A 16,867-nucleotide genomic window follows, 5' to 3' on the forward strand; every position below is an offset into this window, starting at 1 on the left:
CGGTTCCTGCGAGATATGTTGATGAATGGTCGGTAACGTACGGGTGAAGAATCCGCTATCGTCCATTAGTATGACTCGAGACTTGGAGAAACCGGGCGTGTCGCTGAACGTCGGCTGAAGAACACCGCAAAGACGCCGGCGAATCGGCGTGGGAGGGACGTCAGCTGAAGTTCAGCAGCGTGAACCAGCAGCGCACCTCGTAGAACAGCCCCGGATTGTTGGCGGTCAGCGAATCGTCTCGCCCGGGCACGAAGCACGAGGCGATCATCACGGCCAGGCACGCGAGCATCACCAGCATCATGAGCAGACGCACCGCACGCCGGCGCAACGGGACGCGACGGTACTTCGGGTCGTCGGTATCGTCCGCATCATCCTCCAACGGCTCGAACACATCGGCGCCCTCCATCAGCCGCAGCATCGCCGGCATCGCGGGCAGGGCGAACAGCCAGCCGAAATCGGCCATATACCGCCATCCCAAGCCGCCGGCCAGCACGTCGACCACCACCATGACCAACGCCAGCGTCAGCGCGACCGTCATCACGGCACGATACGGCCGCGGCACGCGACGGCGCGCACGCGGCAGCAGGAACGCGAGCAGCGCCAGCGGGCACAGCACGAAGAAGCCGCCCACCATCGGCTCGGTGAACCCCCACTGCGGCAGCGGCGTCGGACTGATCGACAGATAGGGGAACGACTGGGAGAAACGCAACGGCAGCAGCAGATAGTAGAAGATCATGTACGGCAGGTCGACGGCCGGCAGGCTGTAGTTCGTCATGTCGGTGACCGTCATCTGATAGTCGCTGCCGAAGTCGAGCGGTCCGCCGAACCGCGCTGTGTTGTACGCCATGAGCGGGGCGACGACGATCAGCGCGGGCACGACGATCGCCAGCGGGGCCCGCATCGCGCGCGACGGCCGCACGCGATGCGACGCAAGACCGCGCACGATGCCGCGGATCTGCGGCCAGAACAGCGGGAACGCGAGCAGGGCGGACAGGGCGAACGTCGGACGGCAGCCGAAATTCGCGGCGATGCACACCGCGCCGCCCGCCAGATGCGGCAGCGACAGGGGAGCGCCGTCGGCAACCGTCCAATCGGCCACCACCGTGACTCCGCCGTCAGGACGCCCGTCGCCGACGATGCGATGCGCCGGCTGGATCGCCCCCAGCCACAGCCACAATCCCATGCAGGTGAGCATCAGCGAGGCGGCGATCGGCACCGAATAGAAATTCGTGCGGAACCACAGGTAGCTCGCGTTCGTGGCCAGCAGGAAGAACACGATGATCATCGACGCGCTCGCCACCGACGTGCGCGGGGCGATGCGGGCGAGCAGGCGGACGATCAGCAGGCACGCGAACACCAGAAAACCGAACATGAGCAGCAGATCGGCCGCGCCGGTGGGCAGGTTCAGGCCGCCGTCCACCCACAGCGAGGTAACCGCCTGATACGGCATGAACAGCAGCACGGCAGGCAGCACGCCGAAATACGAATACCAGCGGCCGTCGTAGAACGCGTGATCCCAGTAGATCGGCGTGACGCCGTCGGCCAGCAGCCGGGAGCGCGTGACGATGTCGTACGGGTTCTCGGCCTCGGCCAGCGTCTGCGGCACCGGCAGGTCCAGCCAGGCGTGGCCGTGCAGCAGCGCGTCCGCGGTGCGCGCGTACTGGTCGAAGTCGTACGTGTAGCCGCCGACCTCATGGAACGTGAGCGGGGCGGCGTGCGCGATCTGCCATGCGACCGCCCACAGCGTCATCGCGGCCGGCACGGCGAGCGTCAGCGCGAGCGCGCGTCGTTGGCGCGGATCCGACGGGTCGAGCCGCGTGCGCCACAGGCGCGAGCCCGGCCGCCACAGCATCACCAGCAGCACCACGAACGCCAGCACCGCGACCCGCAGCCAATCCCACTGGAACGGCACACGCACGTTCGCGCGCACCGCGGCGATCGGCACCAGCGCGCCCTTCTGCTCCTCGACCCACACGCGGATCGTCGACGCGGCGTCCGTGCGCACGAACCGCGAGCGCGGCGAGGCCGTCGACACGGCCTGCGCATAGCCCGTCCGGCCCGAGTCGTCGAGCCGCAGATGGAACGTGGACAGCGGCTCCTGTCCGTCGGCGTCCGAGGAGTCCGTGGCATCCGCATCGGCTGTGCCGGCGGCGGCGTCGTCCGTATCGTCCGAGTCGCCCGTGGCGTCGACCAGGTCGACGCGCGCGTACGCGGACGTGCCGTCCGCCTTCACCTCGAGCCATGCCCGCGTCGGGTCGGTGACCTTCAGCATTCCGTCCGCAGTGCGCTCGAGGCCCGGGCCGAGCGTGTTCTCGGCGGCGGACGTGTCGGTGCTGGCGGCGAGCGTCGTCCAGAACGGCAGGTTGAACACGGCGCATTCGAGCACGGCGATCACCAGCATGGACACGCAGATGCACAGCAGCGTGCGCGGCCGGACGATCGGGCGGCGGAACTGACGGAACGAGGAAGGCATCCCATTATTCTATCGGCTTCATGTCGTGTTGGTCGGGAAGAATGTGGGGCATGCCACAACACACACCACACCATAATCATGGCTTCGGCGTGCCGGCCATGGTCGATCGGCTGGTGCGTACCCTCGACGCGCGCGTACATGGCCGCAGGCCCACGTCCGACAACTCGTTCGGAGCCGCACTCAACGCCATCGGCGACCATGCCAGCGACGAGGATCTGCTCAAGGCGTTCAGGGAGAACGCCATCGTGCTGTCGCCGTTCGCCAAGCGGCGCATATTCGACCATCTGGCCGGCGTGCCCGACGGCATCACGCTCGGATGGGCGCAGCTGCCCGTCAAGCAGGGCAGCGTGCTTGCGCTCGGCGTGTTCTCCGACCGCAGCCATTTCGCGCAGCTGGCGCTTGTCGACGGCAGGGGCCGTGTGTTCATGTGCCATGATCCGGAAACCGACACGCAGGGGATGCAGTGCGCGTTCATGTTCGGCAAGGAAAGCGAGCTGAGGCTGCCGGACGGGCCGCGGTTCGGTCATGACTCGGCCGGCTCTCCGGTTTCGGCCGGCCGCCGCGGCGGGCTTTCCGGACTTTCCGGGCTCGCCGATGCCGCCGGTGACGTGGCGAACGATCTTGCCGGCGGCATCGCCGACTTCGCCGGACGCGCCGGCGGACGGCGTGACGGCGCGGGACGCTCCGGCCGAGGCCGTGGCCATGCGCCCCGCATGCTCGACGTGGTGCAGGGCGGCATCGTGGGCCGCGACGAGACCGGCCGCATGATCTGGCTCGCCTCGTGGCTCAAGGCCGGCAGCCGGTACACGCTCGAACAGGTGCGCGCCGAACTGCCGCCGTCGATGCGCTTCGACCTCGAATACCGCGACGCGATCGCGATCGCGTTCTTCGCCGCGTACATGCTGCCGCTCTATCACGGGCTGCTCATCGGCTTCGGCGCGGGCAACATCTTCCGCAGGCTCAACCGTGAGGCGCCGATGGGCGCGATCCGCCGTTGCCTGCGCGACACGCTCGACGCGCGCGCCCACGGCATGCGCGCCTCCGGGCTCGAGGACCATTTCGCCGACCTGATGCACGAGGCGGGCGCGCTCGAACCCACCGCGGGGCTCGAGGCGGTGCACGGCGCGGAGCCGATGCACCTGTACACGTCCACGTATTCGGGCAACTACTTCTTCACCTGGGATTCCGGCCTGCAGTTCCCGGCGGCGCTCAAGTCGCTCCGGATCGAAGGCAATCTCAACCGCTTCGCGGCCGTGAGCGCGTGGCTGGAACGCAACGCGAAGCTCGGGCTGACGCCCATCGAGGACACGGTCACGCGCGCCCAGGCCGCGCAGATCGACCGCATGCTGCTCGACGATCCGGCGCTGCTCGCCCTGTCGCCGTCGGACACGGCCAGTGGTGCGGCCGCTCCGGACGCGTCCGACGCCGCGGCGGCCGACGAGGCCGGGCACGACGGCTGGCACGCGGTGATGCGGCTGGTCGATGAGGCCCGCGCGCAGGCGGAGCGGATCGCCGAACGCAATCCGGATCCGTCCGGCGCGGGGGAGTCCCGGGCGTCCGGATCCGAATGGCTGTACCGGCAGACCGTGTCCACGCTGCTGCGCAGGCTGCGCGTGCCGTACCGGTTCGACGTGGAGTTCCGTTCGAACCTCGCCGACGGCGAGGCGGCGGTCGGATTCACCACGGCCGGTCCGATGATGATGCCGTCGAGCCGCTACGACGCCGACCGGCACATGTGGGTCACGCTGTCGGACGACGAGCGTGCGGCGATGAGCGCCTCGTACAACCTGCGTGTCGGCCTGATGATCGCGGCGATGATGTTCGGCGCGGACGAGCATGTCCGTCGCGTCTCGGTGCACGTCGACTCGATCGGGCTCGAGGAGGCCGTGGCCGAACAGGATTCGGCGATCTCCGACATGGCCCAGCAGATGATGCACACGCTCGACCGGCTGCGTTTCGGCGACGTCGGGCTCGGCGGCGGCAAGGCCGATCCGAAGGACGGCGACTGGCACGGCGACCCGTCGCGCACGCCGCCGATGTCGGTCGACGAGGGCAACGCCGCCGACATGGGCGATGCCGCCGACCCTGCCGACGCCGCCGGTTCGTCCGGCCGGTCCGGTTCCGACGGCGACGCCGATGCGTCCGCGTCCGACCAGGGCGCGGCCCCCGGCGACGGTCCGTCGCAGGACATGGACCACGCCGACAAGGCGACCGTCGACAGCCGTTTCGAGGATCTCATGCGCGGCGTGGATCTCGACGAGGTCGTCTTCAACGTGCCCACCGGCAACACGGCGGACGCGTTCGACGACATGGAACCCGACCCGGAACAGGGCGACGGCGACGTCGCGCTGCCGGCCGACCCGAGCGATCCGCTCAGCGCGCTGCGAGCCAACCCGACCGTGCGCACGCTGGCGACCGTCACGTTCACCCGCGACGCGCTGCTCGCGCGGCTGTACCAGGACGGGCTCGAACACCCGGCCGACACGTACCGCATGTTCGACGCGAACATGTCGCTCGACGGACACGGCGCGTTGCGCGAAACCGACGCCGGATTCGACCTGCGCGACGTGCGGTTCGCGCCGGCCGGCGCACAGGAGGAGCCCGAACTGTCCGAAACGACGTTCTCGCCCGACGTGGCGCGCGTGCTCGGCGCACGCGACGCGGCCGACCTGTCCATCCAGCGCGTCGACCTGCTGCAGCACGGCGTCGCCGAATTCCACCGTCTCGCCGCCGACGATTCGCTCGCGTCCGTCGACAAGGCGCAGCGCGCGATGCGGCTCATCGACCGCATCGCCGACCCTGAACTCAGCCGGCTCGCGCCCGAGGTCACCAGCGCGCTCATCGACGGCAGGGACACGCCCGACATCACGTTCCAACTGTCCGACGAACTCAACCGCGAACGCGGCAAGGCGCGCGACATGCTCTTCTCCGGGCAGATCGACCACGCGGTCGAGATCATCGAGGCCGAACTCGAACGGCTCGACCTGATGTACGCGAACAATCCCGGCGTGCCCCGCTACTTCAACTCGTACGCGGAACGCGTCGTATACAACCGGCTGTTCGCCACATCCGGCGAACAGACCGTGCTCATCCCCGACGACCTGTTCTACGCGCACATGGAGGTCGCCGACATCCTCTCGCAGATCAAGGGGGCGCAGGCGGCGCTGCCGCATCTGAACGCGATGGTCTCGTACGCGCCCGCCTACCCGCTCTCGCACCTCAAGCTCGCCATGCAGCTGGCCCGCAGCGAGGACTGGGATTCGGCGCGCGCCGCATGCCTGAACGCGCTACGCGTCGCGCTCGACCGCGACGACGCCGCGTTCGCCTACTACCGTTTCGCCTACGCGGAATGGATGCGCGACCAGTTCGCCGTGGCGGCCGCCGCGTACATCATGAGCGACCACATCAGCCCCGGGCAGATCGGCGCGCTGGACGGCGAACTGCGCGAACTCGTCGCGCGCGCCGACTCGCAGTGCGTGCCCGTGCCCGACGGCGTCGAGGCGGCCAAGGCCGTGCTCGCCGCGCACGACCTGCCGGTCTGGCCGCACACGGAGGTCGCCGGCATCGTCCGCGACGCGGCTCGCGTGTGCGTCGACCACGGCATGTTCGTGCCGGCACGCACCCTGTCGGTCGCATGCGCGCGCATGAACGACGACGAGGGCGACGGCATCGACGTGATCCAGGCGCAGTTCCTGCGCTCGCTCAACGCGTGACGTGCGGGCTCGCGAAGGTGGCATGATGACCGCACGCGTCGTAACGATGGCGCGTGCGACGATTGACGTACGGCTACGGAATGGATTGGGGTAAGGCATGACGGAAGAGCAGCTTGCGTGGGACTTCGACGATATCGACACGACCGGGGACGTGGCCGCAGTCGGTGCCGAGGGTGCCGGCAAAGGCGACGGCGATGCCGGTCGGGAGCCGGCCGTTCCCGCGCTGGTAAGCGACACCGGCATCACGCGGTTCGCGCCGGGCAGCGACCAGTGGATCGCCGCGCTGCAGCCGGACGACGAGGACGCGCTGCGTCTCGACCGGCTCGACGTGGACTCGCTGAGCGCCGAGGCCGCCGCACGGTTGTGGGCGCGCGTGGCCGCATGGGTCGAATCCGACCAGATCGCCTACTACATCGACGACGCGCCCGTCTCGTCCGACGCCGCCTACGACGCGCGCCTGCGCTGCCTGCAGCGGCTCGAGGCCGCGTTCCCGCAGCTCGATTCGCCGCAGTCGCCCACGCACCGCGTCGGCGGCACGTTCTCCAACGACTTCGCGTCCGTACGGCATCCGTCGCGCATGATGAGCCTCGACGACGTGTTCTCGATCGAGGAGCTGCGCGACTGGTACGATTCGGTGATCCGCGACCTCGACTGGCCCGAATCCAAGCCGCTGCCGATGAGCTGCGAGGTGAAGATCGACGGTCTGGCGCTGAACCTCATCTACCGCAACGGCGTGCTCGAACAGGGCCTCACGCGCGGCGACGGCGTGACCGGCGAGGACATCACGCTCAACGTGCGCACCATCGGCTCGATCCCCGCGAACCTCGGCGGACCGGCCGAGGACATCCCCGAATTCGTGGAGATCCGCGGCGAGGTGTTCATGCGCTGGGACGACTTCCGCACGCTCAATCGTGAGCAGGAGGACGCCGGCCGCGCACCGTTCGCCAACCCGCGCAACGCCGCCGCCGGTTCGCTGCGTCAGAAGGACCCGCGCATCACCGCCACCCGGCGTCTGAGCTTCTACGCGCACGGCATCGGCACGCTGCGCTGGGGGGCGGACCGTCCCGCCGGCTCGCACGACGTCGTCAACGACCAGTCCGAAGCGTACGAACTGTACACCAAGTGGGGCGTGCCGGTCTCGCCGCACAACCGCACCGTCACGAACTTTCGTGAGATCCTCGACATGATCGACTACTACGGCGAGCATCGCGGCGACATCGAACACGCGCTCGACGGCATCGTCGTCAAGGTCGACGATCTGGGACTCCAGCGCGCGCTCGGCGCGACATCGCGCGCGCCGCGCTGGGCGATCGCCTACAAGTACCCGCCCGAGGAAGTCAACACGGAACTGCTCGACATCACCGTGCAGGTCGGTCGCACCGGCCGTGTCACCCCGGTCGCCGTCCTGAAACCCGTGTACGTGGCCGGCTCGACCGTCGCGCGCACCACGCTGCACAACCCGTCCGAAGTCAAACGCAAGGGCGTGCTCATCGGCGACACGGTCGTCGTGCGCAAGGCCGGCGACGTGATCCCCGAACTCGTCGGGCCCGTGCTCGAACGCCGGCGTGGGCGCGAGGACCGGCTGCGCGAGTTCGTCATGCCCGAATACTGCCCGTCGTGCGGGGCGAAACTCGCGCCCGCCAAGGAAGGCGACAAGGACATCCGCTGCCCGAACGTGGAAAGCTGCCCGGCGCAGCTGACCGAACGCATCATCAACCTGGCCTCGCGCAAGGCGTTCGACATCGAACATCTCGGCGACCAGTCGGCCGTGGCCCTGACCAACCCGGAGGAGAACCGGCCGGATTCGGTCGCGACCTACGCGCCGGGAGTGAGCGAGATCATCGTGGCCCCCGGCGAGGAACCGGAACCGTACGAGCCGGTCTCCGGACTGGAACTGCCGGCCGTGCAGACGCCGGTGCTCTCCAGCGAAGCCGGACTGTTCGATCTGACCGCCGCGGACCTGCGCGACGTGCGCGTGTGGCGCGAGGCGGCGATCATCGAAGTGCACGAGACGACCGACGCGAACGGGCGGAAGAAGAAGGTGCGCCGGCGCATCGGCGGATCCGGACTGTGGCATCAGGTGCCCGCGTTCTGGACCGCGCCGACCGCGGCCCGCAGGCTTACGGCCAAGCAGCTGGCCGAGCGGGAGGCTGCGGCTCCCGACGCGGCCTCCGACTATCCCGACTACGACGTGCCGGCCGACGCGGTCGTCGTGCGCGTCGAACACAAGACCACGCGTGCGGGTTCGACGGACGTGCCGGTCATCGTCCGGCCGGGGGAGAACACGCGCAAGATGTTCGACGAAATGGACAAGGCACGTCACGCCGACCTGTGGCGCGTGCTCGTCGCACTGTCCATCCGCAGGCTCGGCCCGCCCACCGCGCGGCTGCTCGCCTCCGCGTTCGGCTCACTGGACGCGTTGGCCGCGGCGAGTGCGGAGGAACTGTACGCCATCGACGGCATCGGGCCGGAAATCGCCGAATCGGTGGTGAACTGGTTCGCCGAGGCGCGCGAGCCCGGCAACTGGCGCGGCGCGGTGCTCGAGGCGTGGAAGCGCGCCGGCGTGGGCGTCGGGGCGGCCGAAACGAGCGACCTGCCGCAGACCCTGGCCGGCAAGACGGTGGTCGTCACCGGGTCTTTGGAGAGCTACTCGCGTGACTCCGCCAAGGAGGCGATCATCGAACGCGGCGGCAAGGCGGCCGGCTCGGTGAGCAAGAAGACCGACTGGGTGGTCGTCGGCGCCAACGCCGGATCCAAGGCCGCAAAGGCCGAGGAACTGGGCATCCCCATGCTCGACGAGGCCCAGTTCAAGACGCTGCTGGAGACCGGGCAGGTCTGACAGGTCTGTCTGATCGGTCCGATCGGTCCGATTCGTCCGTTCCGCCGGGCAGGTTCCCGGGAACCGGCAGTCCGCCTCTGGCATGCCGCACGATCGCACGCTAGTCTGGGTGAGGCAATAAGGAGGATGATTCATGACAGCAGATACGCGGCAGATCGAAGCGGCCATCTACGAGCGGCTCAGCAGGGTCATCGACCCCGAACTCGGACGGTCGGTCACCGATCTGGGCATGATCGCGGCGATCAACGCGGTGCCGGCCGGCGACGGACGCGCGGCCTACGACGTGACCATTCAGGTCGAACTGACCGTGCCCGGCTGCCCGCTGAGCGAGACGATCACCAACCAGATCAACGGCGCGGTCGCATCCTACCCGGACGCGACGCTCACGCCGCACATCGAGGTCACGTCGATGAGCCACGACAAGCTCGCCGATCTCGTCGCCGACCTCAAGGCCGAACGCAAGCAGAACCCGTTCAACAAGCCCGGCATCAAGACGCGCATCTTCGCGATCGCCTCCGGCAAGGGCGGCGTCGGCAAGTCGTCGGTCACCGCGAACCTCGCCGCCACGTTCGCCGCGCTCGGCTACGACACGGCCGCGATCGACGCGGACATCTACGGCTTCTCGCTGCCGAAACTGTTCGGCGTGCACACGCAGCCCACGAATTTGAACGGCATGCTCATGCCGGTGACCGCATGGGGCGTCAAACTCATCTCGATCGGCATGTTCGCCGGCGCCGACCGGGCGATCCTGTGGCGCGGGCCGCGACTGCAACGGTCGCTCGAACAGTTCCTCGCCGACGTGTGGTGGGGCGAGCCGGACGTGCTGCTGCTCGACCTGGCGCCCGGCACCGGCGACATGGCGATCTCCGTGGCGCAGGCGCTGCCGAATGCGGAGCTGGTGGTGGTGACGACCCCGCAGCCGAGTGCGTCCGACGTGGCCGTCCGCTCCGGACTGGTCGCCCTGCAGGTGCCGATGAAGGTGCGCGGCGTGGTCGAAAACATGAGCTGGTACGAGCATAAGGGCGAGAAGCTGCGCATCTTCGGCGAGGGCGGCGGTCAGCGCGTTTCCGACCAGTTGACCGAAGCGCTCGGCTACGACGTGCCGTTGATGGCCCAGCTGCCGCTTGAACCCGAACTGCGCGAGACGGGGGAGTCCGGCCGGCCCGCCGTGCTCACGCCCGAAGGCGCGCTGCGCGAAGACGGCATCGGCCGTGAGTTCCGCGCGCTCGCCGAACGGCTCATGCGCTGACCGGGATATGCAGGGGCGGGATAAGTGGTCCCTGCATATTGTGCCATGTATGGGGTTTGTTGCGGTGGCGTCCGCTCGGTCTCGGAATCGCGCTGCCGCGCGATGCTGTGTTGTTTGGCGGCGCGTTCGCGCCGCGAGCTCCCTCAGTCGAGCTGCGCTCGACAGCTCCCTCAGTGAGGGAGCCGAGGCTCCGCCAGCTTCACGGCGATGTCCTGCGATTATGGACGGGCTTCGCCCGAGTTGTGCTGGTTCGCCTGTCGGCTCGCACATCGTGTGAGAACGTTTCCAATGGTTGCTTCACTTCGACCTTTGAAGCTGGCGGAGCCTCGGCCCCCTCACTGAGGGGGCTCCCGGCAAAGCCGGGTGAGGGAGCTTCGCGGCCGAAGGCCGCCAGCAATCAGCATCGCGCGACAGCGCGATTCCGAAACCAAACGGCCAGCCTTCGGCCACCTGCACATCACAATACGAAGAGTCGTGTCGCCGCGTATGCCGTGTGTCTTGCCGTCACATGGACTGGCATCCGTCGCCGGTGCATGCAGTCGTGTTCGAGTTCCCGAGATCGGCCGGGTCGATCTGACCGTCGTCGCCGCCGAACAGGAGCACGCCGATCGCCGCGATGCACACGATCACGGTGAACACGCCGAAGATGCGCTGCATGATCAGATAGTACTTGGTCGGCTCGCCTCCGCGAACGTCAAGGCAATGCTCGATCTTCCACATGGCTTCCGGTGCGATGATGGACAGGATGCCGAAAGCGAGCGTGAAGATCGCCAGAATGATGTATACGGCCGTCACAACGCACCCCTAACCGTTCGTGTTCCCCCGCCGCAACGTCGTGGCGGTACATGCATATTCTACTCTTCTCCCCGGTTCGGATCACCGTTCCCTGTCACGCTTCGCGTCACAAAAGAGGGCGAGACGGCATGAAAATGCCCCGGCCGATTCGCCATCGGTCGGGGCATTTTCACATCACGCCATCAGATCATAAGGATCAGATGTGGAATCTGATTTAGCTATATAGATATTTTGGCTTATTTGAGTCAAAACTGTTGAAATTGAGCCATTTTTAGAGTTTGAATTTTTGGTTATAGATGGTTATGAGTGGTTATTGATGGTTCGTGATGTATCCCGTTTTGTATCCCACTGGGGTACAATAGGGGTATGCGTCAATATGCTTGTTGTGTCGATGGCGACGGGTTCCGTGCCACGTATGAACTGCCTCCGGACCCGGCGACGGGTAAGCGTCGTGTGCTGAAACGCCGGGGCAAGACGAAGGCGATCGCCCGTCAGCGTTTGGACGATGCGGTGAAAGAGTATGAACGAAATGGCAAGCTTCCGTCGAAGTCGTCCCCGTTGCTGGGGGACTGGTTGGACCGCTGGTTGCTGGAATTCGTAAAGCCTCGGTTGCGTCCGAAGACGTGGAAGACGTATTCAAGCGTGGTGAACGCCGATATCAAACCGTCCATTGGAGGCGTGCGACTGAATCAGTTGCAGCCGCGCCATTTTCGCATGATGGAGCAGTGGATCACCAAGGGTGATCCTGATGCGGTGCCCCCGCGCCGGCCGAAGTCGTCCGGTACTGCTGGTAGTGCATGGAGGACTTTGCATAAGGCTTTGGATGATGCCGTTAAAGAAGGCTTGATCGATTACAACCCTTGTGATCGTGCCGAAGCGCCGCGAGTGGTACTGAAGAAGCGGCAGACGTTGACTGCCGGACAGGCTCGGAAACTGATCGAGTCCGAGGAAGATCCGATGTGGCATCTCATGTGGAGGTTGGCGTTCGAACTTGGTATGCGGCAGGGTGAGCGGCTGGGACTTACGCTGGACGAAGTACAAGAGATCGATGGTGTGTTGTGTATCGTTGTCCGGCAGCAGTTGCAGGAGTTTTCCGCTAATGAGCGTGATTTCCCGGCTGATATGGAGGTGAGGCATTTAGAGGATTCGGCGTATCTGGTGCCGCCGAAGACCAATGCTGGATATCGTGTGATTCCGATGCCGAAATCGTTGGCAGTGGAACTGTTGGCATTCACCAAAGCTCGTGGAATTTCTCGGCCGGGCGCATTGGTGTTTGTTGGGGCGGACGGTAAGCATCTACGCCGTCAGGCGGATGATGAGCCGCGTTTCGCAGTAGCGTTGCAAAACGCTGGCATAGAAGGCCACTATGTGCCGCACTCCGCGCGGCACACTGCGGCTACCGCCATGATGCAGCTGGGATTGAACGACGCCGTGCGTAAGTCCATCATGGGCCATGCCTCCATTGATGTGACCGACAACGTGTATACCCATGTTTCCACGGCGGACATGGCAAAGGCGACGGCTGCGGTTGAGTCAATGATAGCGGCTGGATAATGAACGCCTCTGTTTTGCCATTGATGTTGAGGAGGTGATGACCCGTCCGGGTCTGGGTAATCCGGACGGGCTGAGTGTGCCGCTACTTGCGGTTCTCGGTGTGGTCCTTCCACACCACGTAGGCTGTAAGGCCTACGCAGATGAGGTCTGCCGTGATCACATCGATCTTGGCGGACACGGCGATGAACATCACCGTCATATACCTGAGCATCGAGCCGCTGCGCGGCTCCTCATCCAAGTTGCGCATGAGAGCGCTCCTTACTGGTTCAGGCCGCGCCGCGTTGTACGACGCGGCAACGTCACCCGGCTGATGCCGGGAGGCCGTCTCACGTTCGTCTCACCAAACGCGTAACGACGTCATTATGGTACCGCAAGGGTTATGATAAGAAGTACGGAATGACGGCAGTCTCACCCATCCGGTTTTCAGGCGGGTGTACAACGACTTTTCGGATGGTGCCGATTCCGTGGGCGCTTCCAAGTGCGCCCTTACTGGGAGTAGGGTCCGGTATGAGTTTCATGCCGGACCCTTTTTCTGTTTACGGTTTTGTTTTGCTGGTGACGCATACCTCCTTCTTGCCCGCATAGGTGGGCGTACGGGTTTGGGATTGGCCTAGACCCCTGACTAGGAAGGATTTGGTGCGTGATGTTCGTACCAGTTGATGAGCAGCGGTTCGGGACGCTGCGCGCAGACCAGGTATCCCCGAAAATGGGCAAGGACGGCGCGCAGAAAATAACCCGCGATGGCGTGTCGCAGTGGGTGGTGACTGTGCTTCGTTCCGTGCCGGGACGTAGCACGAAGCCAATTCGCATCACGGTGGCATCGCCGGTGTGCCCGGACTTGACCCAAGGCGCCGAGGTTGCCGTTGAGAATCTCGTCGCGATGGACTATTCGTTTGTCAACACGGAGGGTGAAACCATTCACGGTGTCGCCTTCTTCGCCGACGCGGTCACGGAGGTTCGCTGACATGGCCGACAATACGGGGACGAATGATAGTGCCGATCGAACCGGCATGCGTCGTGAGGTGCTGGTGCACCTTGATGACGACATGTTCTATCGATTTTCAGTGACGGCTGCGGCCTGCGGGATGAGTGTCGATGAGGCGGTGTCCTCCGCGATGAGACAGTGGCTGTCTGCTCGCTTGGGCTTCGTTGGCATCATCTGAGCGGCACTGTTTTGAGTCGATTTTGGCGGGGCGCGCTCGTAGAGCGGCGGCCCCGCCGCTTCTGAAAGGATTGTAATGAATCAGAATAGACCCCGATCGGGGGATGATGCGTTCGACGACGTCGTGTCCGCCTTGTGTGGTCTGATCGGCCGGTGTGTGATCTCCTGTGCCGCCACGCTGTGCTGGACGATCGTATCGGTCGTCTTGGTGAAGTGGGTTCCGTCGGATTGGTGCTGGTATGCGATTGTCATATATCTGGTCCTGCTGGTGACCTGTGTCGGCATCGCCGCTGTGCCGTGGCCGTGTCGCGCGCGTGACGTCGCACGGTTCATACTGCCTGTCATGGGAGATGTGCTGCGATGGCGGCGGCGACGTGCCCGGCGACTGGGCAATGAATGGCTCCGTGACACGAGGCTGGTGACTGATGCCGATGATCGACGTCCAGTGTCGCATCCGGTGTTCCTGTGGCCTGATCGTATCGAGATCCAGCGTTTGCGCGTGGTGGGTGTCACCGAGGAACGGATACGCGCGGCGGTGACTGCGTCTTTGGCTCGATTGGACATGGCTGACTACCGTCTCACCCGCACGGGCAATAGTGCGTGGGTTATCGATCTGTATACGCGGGACCGGATCGACGTACTTCGCGAGCCTCGCGTGCTGCGGGATATCGTACCGGCACGTGCCCGGGTGGGGCACCTGTACGTGCCGGTCGGCCGTGATCTGGACGGCGACGCGTGGCAGGATCTGGCCGACCTATCCGGTGCCCTTCTGTCCGGATTACCGGGAAGCGGGAAGAGCTCGGGTATGAACGAGCTGGCTGTGGCATTGCTGGCCCGTCCGGACCTCGCTGAGGTGCATGTGCTGGACGGCAAAGGTTCCGGCGATTGGCGGTGGGCACAGGGCAGAGCGGCTGGATATGTGGCGACGTCTGGTTATGACGAGGCACTGAGACTGCTACGTTTGCTGCACGGCCGTATGATGGCCCGGTTGACCGATGCGGCGGGCTCCGAGGACCCGAATATGTGGCATGGGTTCGGTGTCTCGCATCCTGATCGCGCTATCGTGCTGTTCATCGACGAGGTCCAGACGTGGACGGATCCGCCTCAAATGTCCAAAGAATCGAAGGAGGGGCGTGATGAGTTTTTGTCCTTGGTGACGGATCTGATCCGGCGTGGGCGCAGCGCCATGATCGTTGTGGTCCTCGCGACCCAGCGGCCGGTGGCTACCGTGATCCCGACCTCGCTACGTGACATTTGCGGGCTGAGGATCTGCCTGCGTGTCCGCACCACGGACTCGGCTCGTGCTGCGCTTGGTGATCTCGTGGACGGAGATCCCTCGCCCTGCGACATTCCGCCCGACGCCACAGGCATGGGAGTGATGACCACGGACACCGGTCACGTCAAGGTCATCCGATTCGACTACCTGCCGCCTGATGCCCTGCGGGCATTCGGCAGGCCGAAGACGGAACACTAAGAGAATGGGCCCCGCGCATATAGTGCGGGGCCCATTCTCTTGCCGAGACGATGATTACCTTCGGCTTATCGCGTTTTCCATGCGATGCCTTCGCCGCGCCATCCCTGCTTGGTGGTGATGATCTTGTACTCGTTGCCGTTCAACGTGTACAGATGCTCGCCGTTCCGCGGATTATAGGCTCGATACACGGGCTTGGTCCCGGAATCATCCTGATACCATGCGACACCCTCCGGACGCCACCCCTGCTTCGTGGTGATGACCGTATACTCGTAATAGGATGCGGTCCAATGATGATTCCCGTTATACGGGTTATACGCTCGATACACGGGCGTTCCGGTATTCGGCTGATTGAACGCGATGCTCTCATAATTCCAACCGACATCGATCAGATGATTCCGCTCGGTCAGGCTCGTCGTGTAATGGTGCAACCCGGAATGCGGGTTGTACAGGCGGTAGACGGGTGTCATGCCCTCCGGGGTCGCCGGATCCTGCGGATACTTGTCATATGTGGCGCCGAGGATCAGGTAGAGGTCGCTGGCGATGGGAGCGTTTGAACCGGTGAGCTTGCCTCCCTTGAACACGCCGCCCGTGCTGTCATCGTCGTTCGTGAACTGGACCGTCCAGCCCGCGGGAAGATTGTAGAAGCGGACGGTCGCGCCGTTCGGGTACTCGCTACGCAGATCATAGTCGGTCTTGTTCAACGGATCCCACTTCGCGTAGGGTTCCCCGTTCACCGTCATCTTGATCTGGGCGATCTTATCGGATCCCTCGATTTCGGTAGTGCGTCTGACGGTGTAGGAGATGATCAGGGAGTTGTCCGGAGCGTAGACATGCCAAATGACTTGGCCGAGTGTGGCCTCCGCTTCGGTTCGCCATCCCGTCGGAAGGTTCTTGACTCCGGCATGAGTGTCCCCTTGGGGCATAACATACGGACCGGGATTCCTATAGTTGAAGTTGTCCACGACATGCTGCTGCTGCGCTTCGGGACCACTGAAGAACGTCCAAACCACCTTCACATTCTTCAAGTCATTGATCGAATATCGAGACGCAGTAGCTACTGCAACGTGTTGAGCTGTATTATTACCAGTATTCGCGAAGGCGGTAGTGGTGGTGAGTCCGGTGAGGAGTGTGCTCGCCGCGATGGTAGCGGCGAGCACACTGAGCGCATGCTTCTTCATAGTCTTCTCGTTTCCGCTGCGCAAACCCTGTCTGGCGACAAGTTTTGTGGCTTATTCTAGTCAGTTTCCGCTTAACCCGGGAATTCGGCATCCATGTGGTGGATGCTTTATCCCGGCTTCCAGGCACGATGCGTATGCTCATCACACGCTAGGCTTGGTGGGAAACTGATTTACGTTGTTAAAGAGGCTGCCGCTGTTCGGCAAATTGTCAATCCTCCTTAATTGTGAATATCCTCGTATCTCTAGGATACTCCTGACCTTGATATTGTCATGTTCATTGTGCGCTTATTGGAAGGTTTTTGTGAGTCTTCGCCAGTTTGTGTGGTGAGGTTGTGGGCCTCGGCGTCGTTGCCGGGGCTTTCGTGTGTGCGGGTATGAGAGGGGCGTTCTTCTGTTAGGTTTGTTTCCGCCAAGAATAGAACCGAAGAAC

At 64.6% G+C, this 16,867-nt stretch carries 11 protein-coding genes; 7 read left to right on the forward strand and 4 right to left on the reverse strand.

The window, feature by feature from the left end:
• Positions 1–160: 160 nt before the first annotated feature.
• Entirely contained in the window at positions 161–2,473 is a 2,313-nt protein-coding gene (locus JS533_RS01460) for a hypothetical protein (RefSeq protein WP_241512785.1), read from the reverse strand.
• 50 nt (positions 2,474–2,523) lie between these two features.
• On the opposite strand from JS533_RS01460, the gene JS533_RS01465 reads away from it, so the two are divergent.
• From JS533_RS01465 to JS533_RS01475, 3 genes are all read left to right on the forward strand, one after another.
• A complete protein-coding gene (locus JS533_RS01465) occupies positions 2,524–6,186 on the forward strand; it encodes a tetratricopeptide repeat protein (RefSeq protein WP_241512786.1) in 3,663 nt (1,220 codons plus the stop codon).
• A 97-nt stretch (positions 6,187–6,283) separates the two neighbouring features.
• Positions 6,284–9,025, forward strand: coding sequence for an NAD-dependent DNA ligase LigA (gene ligA, locus JS533_RS01470; RefSeq protein ID WP_241512787.1), 2,742 nt, complete (start codon positions 6,284–6,286; stop codon positions 9,023–9,025).
• Between the two features lie 133 nt (positions 9,026–9,158).
• Positions 9,159–10,274: an Mrp/NBP35 family ATP-binding protein gene (locus JS533_RS01475; protein ID WP_241512788.1), complete on the forward strand. Its 1,116-nt coding sequence runs from the start codon at positions 9,159–9,161 to the stop codon at positions 10,272–10,274.
• Positions 10,275–10,778: 504 nt separating this feature from the next.
• Here the strand turns inward: JS533_RS01475 and JS533_RS01480 are convergent.
• Complete coding sequence (locus JS533_RS01480) at positions 10,779–11,069, reverse strand: DUF6199 family natural product biosynthesis protein (RefSeq protein WP_241512789.1); 291 nt, start codon at positions 11,067–11,069, stop codon at positions 10,779–10,781.
• Between the two features lie 366 nt (positions 11,070–11,435).
• Between JS533_RS01480 and JS533_RS01485 the strand changes: the two genes are divergently transcribed.
• Positions 11,436–12,623 carry a site-specific integrase gene (locus tag JS533_RS01485; RefSeq protein WP_241512790.1) on the forward strand — a complete coding sequence of 396 codons (1,188 nt, stop codon included), beginning with the start codon at positions 11,436–11,438 and terminating at the stop codon, positions 12,621–12,623.
• Between the two features lie 82 nt (positions 12,624–12,705).
• Here the strand turns inward: JS533_RS01485 and JS533_RS01490 are convergent, their stop codons facing one another.
• A complete protein-coding gene (locus JS533_RS01490; RefSeq protein WP_241512791.1) occupies positions 12,706–12,870 on the reverse strand; it encodes a hypothetical protein in 165 nt (54 codons plus the stop codon).
• Positions 12,871–13,263: 393 nt separating this feature from the next.
• Between JS533_RS01490 and JS533_RS01495 the strand changes: the two genes are divergently transcribed.
• The 3 genes from JS533_RS01495 (at position 13,264) to JS533_RS01505 (ending at position 15,259) form a co-directional block, all read left to right on the forward strand.
• Entirely contained in the window at positions 13,264–13,587 is a 324-nt protein-coding gene (locus tag JS533_RS01495; RefSeq protein WP_241512792.1) for a hypothetical protein, read from the forward strand.
• Between the two features lies 1 nt (position 13,588).
• Positions 13,589–13,786, forward strand: a complete 198-nt coding sequence (locus JS533_RS01500; RefSeq protein WP_241512793.1) for a hypothetical protein — start codon at positions 13,589–13,591, stop codon at positions 13,784–13,786.
• 75 nt (positions 13,787–13,861) lie between these two features.
• The gene (locus JS533_RS01505) at positions 13,862–15,259 is read left to right on the forward strand and encodes a hypothetical protein (protein ID WP_241512794.1); all 1,398 of its coding nucleotides are present in this window, start codon (positions 13,862–13,864) and stop codon (positions 15,257–15,259) included.
• A 65-nt stretch (positions 15,260–15,324) separates the two neighbouring features.
• Here JS533_RS01505 and JS533_RS01510 read toward each other — a convergent pair whose 3' ends face one another.
• Positions 15,325–16,437 (reverse strand): hypothetical protein, encoded by a 1,113-nt coding sequence (locus tag JS533_RS01510; protein ID WP_241512795.1) that lies wholly within the window; start codon positions 16,435–16,437, stop codon positions 15,325–15,327.
• Between the last annotated feature and the right edge of the window lie 430 nt (positions 16,438–16,867).

This window comes from Bifidobacterium amazonense, assembly GCF_018555435.2.
Taxonomy (GTDB): Bacteria; Actinomycetota; Actinomycetes; order Actinomycetales; family Bifidobacteriaceae; genus Bifidobacterium; species Bifidobacterium amazonense.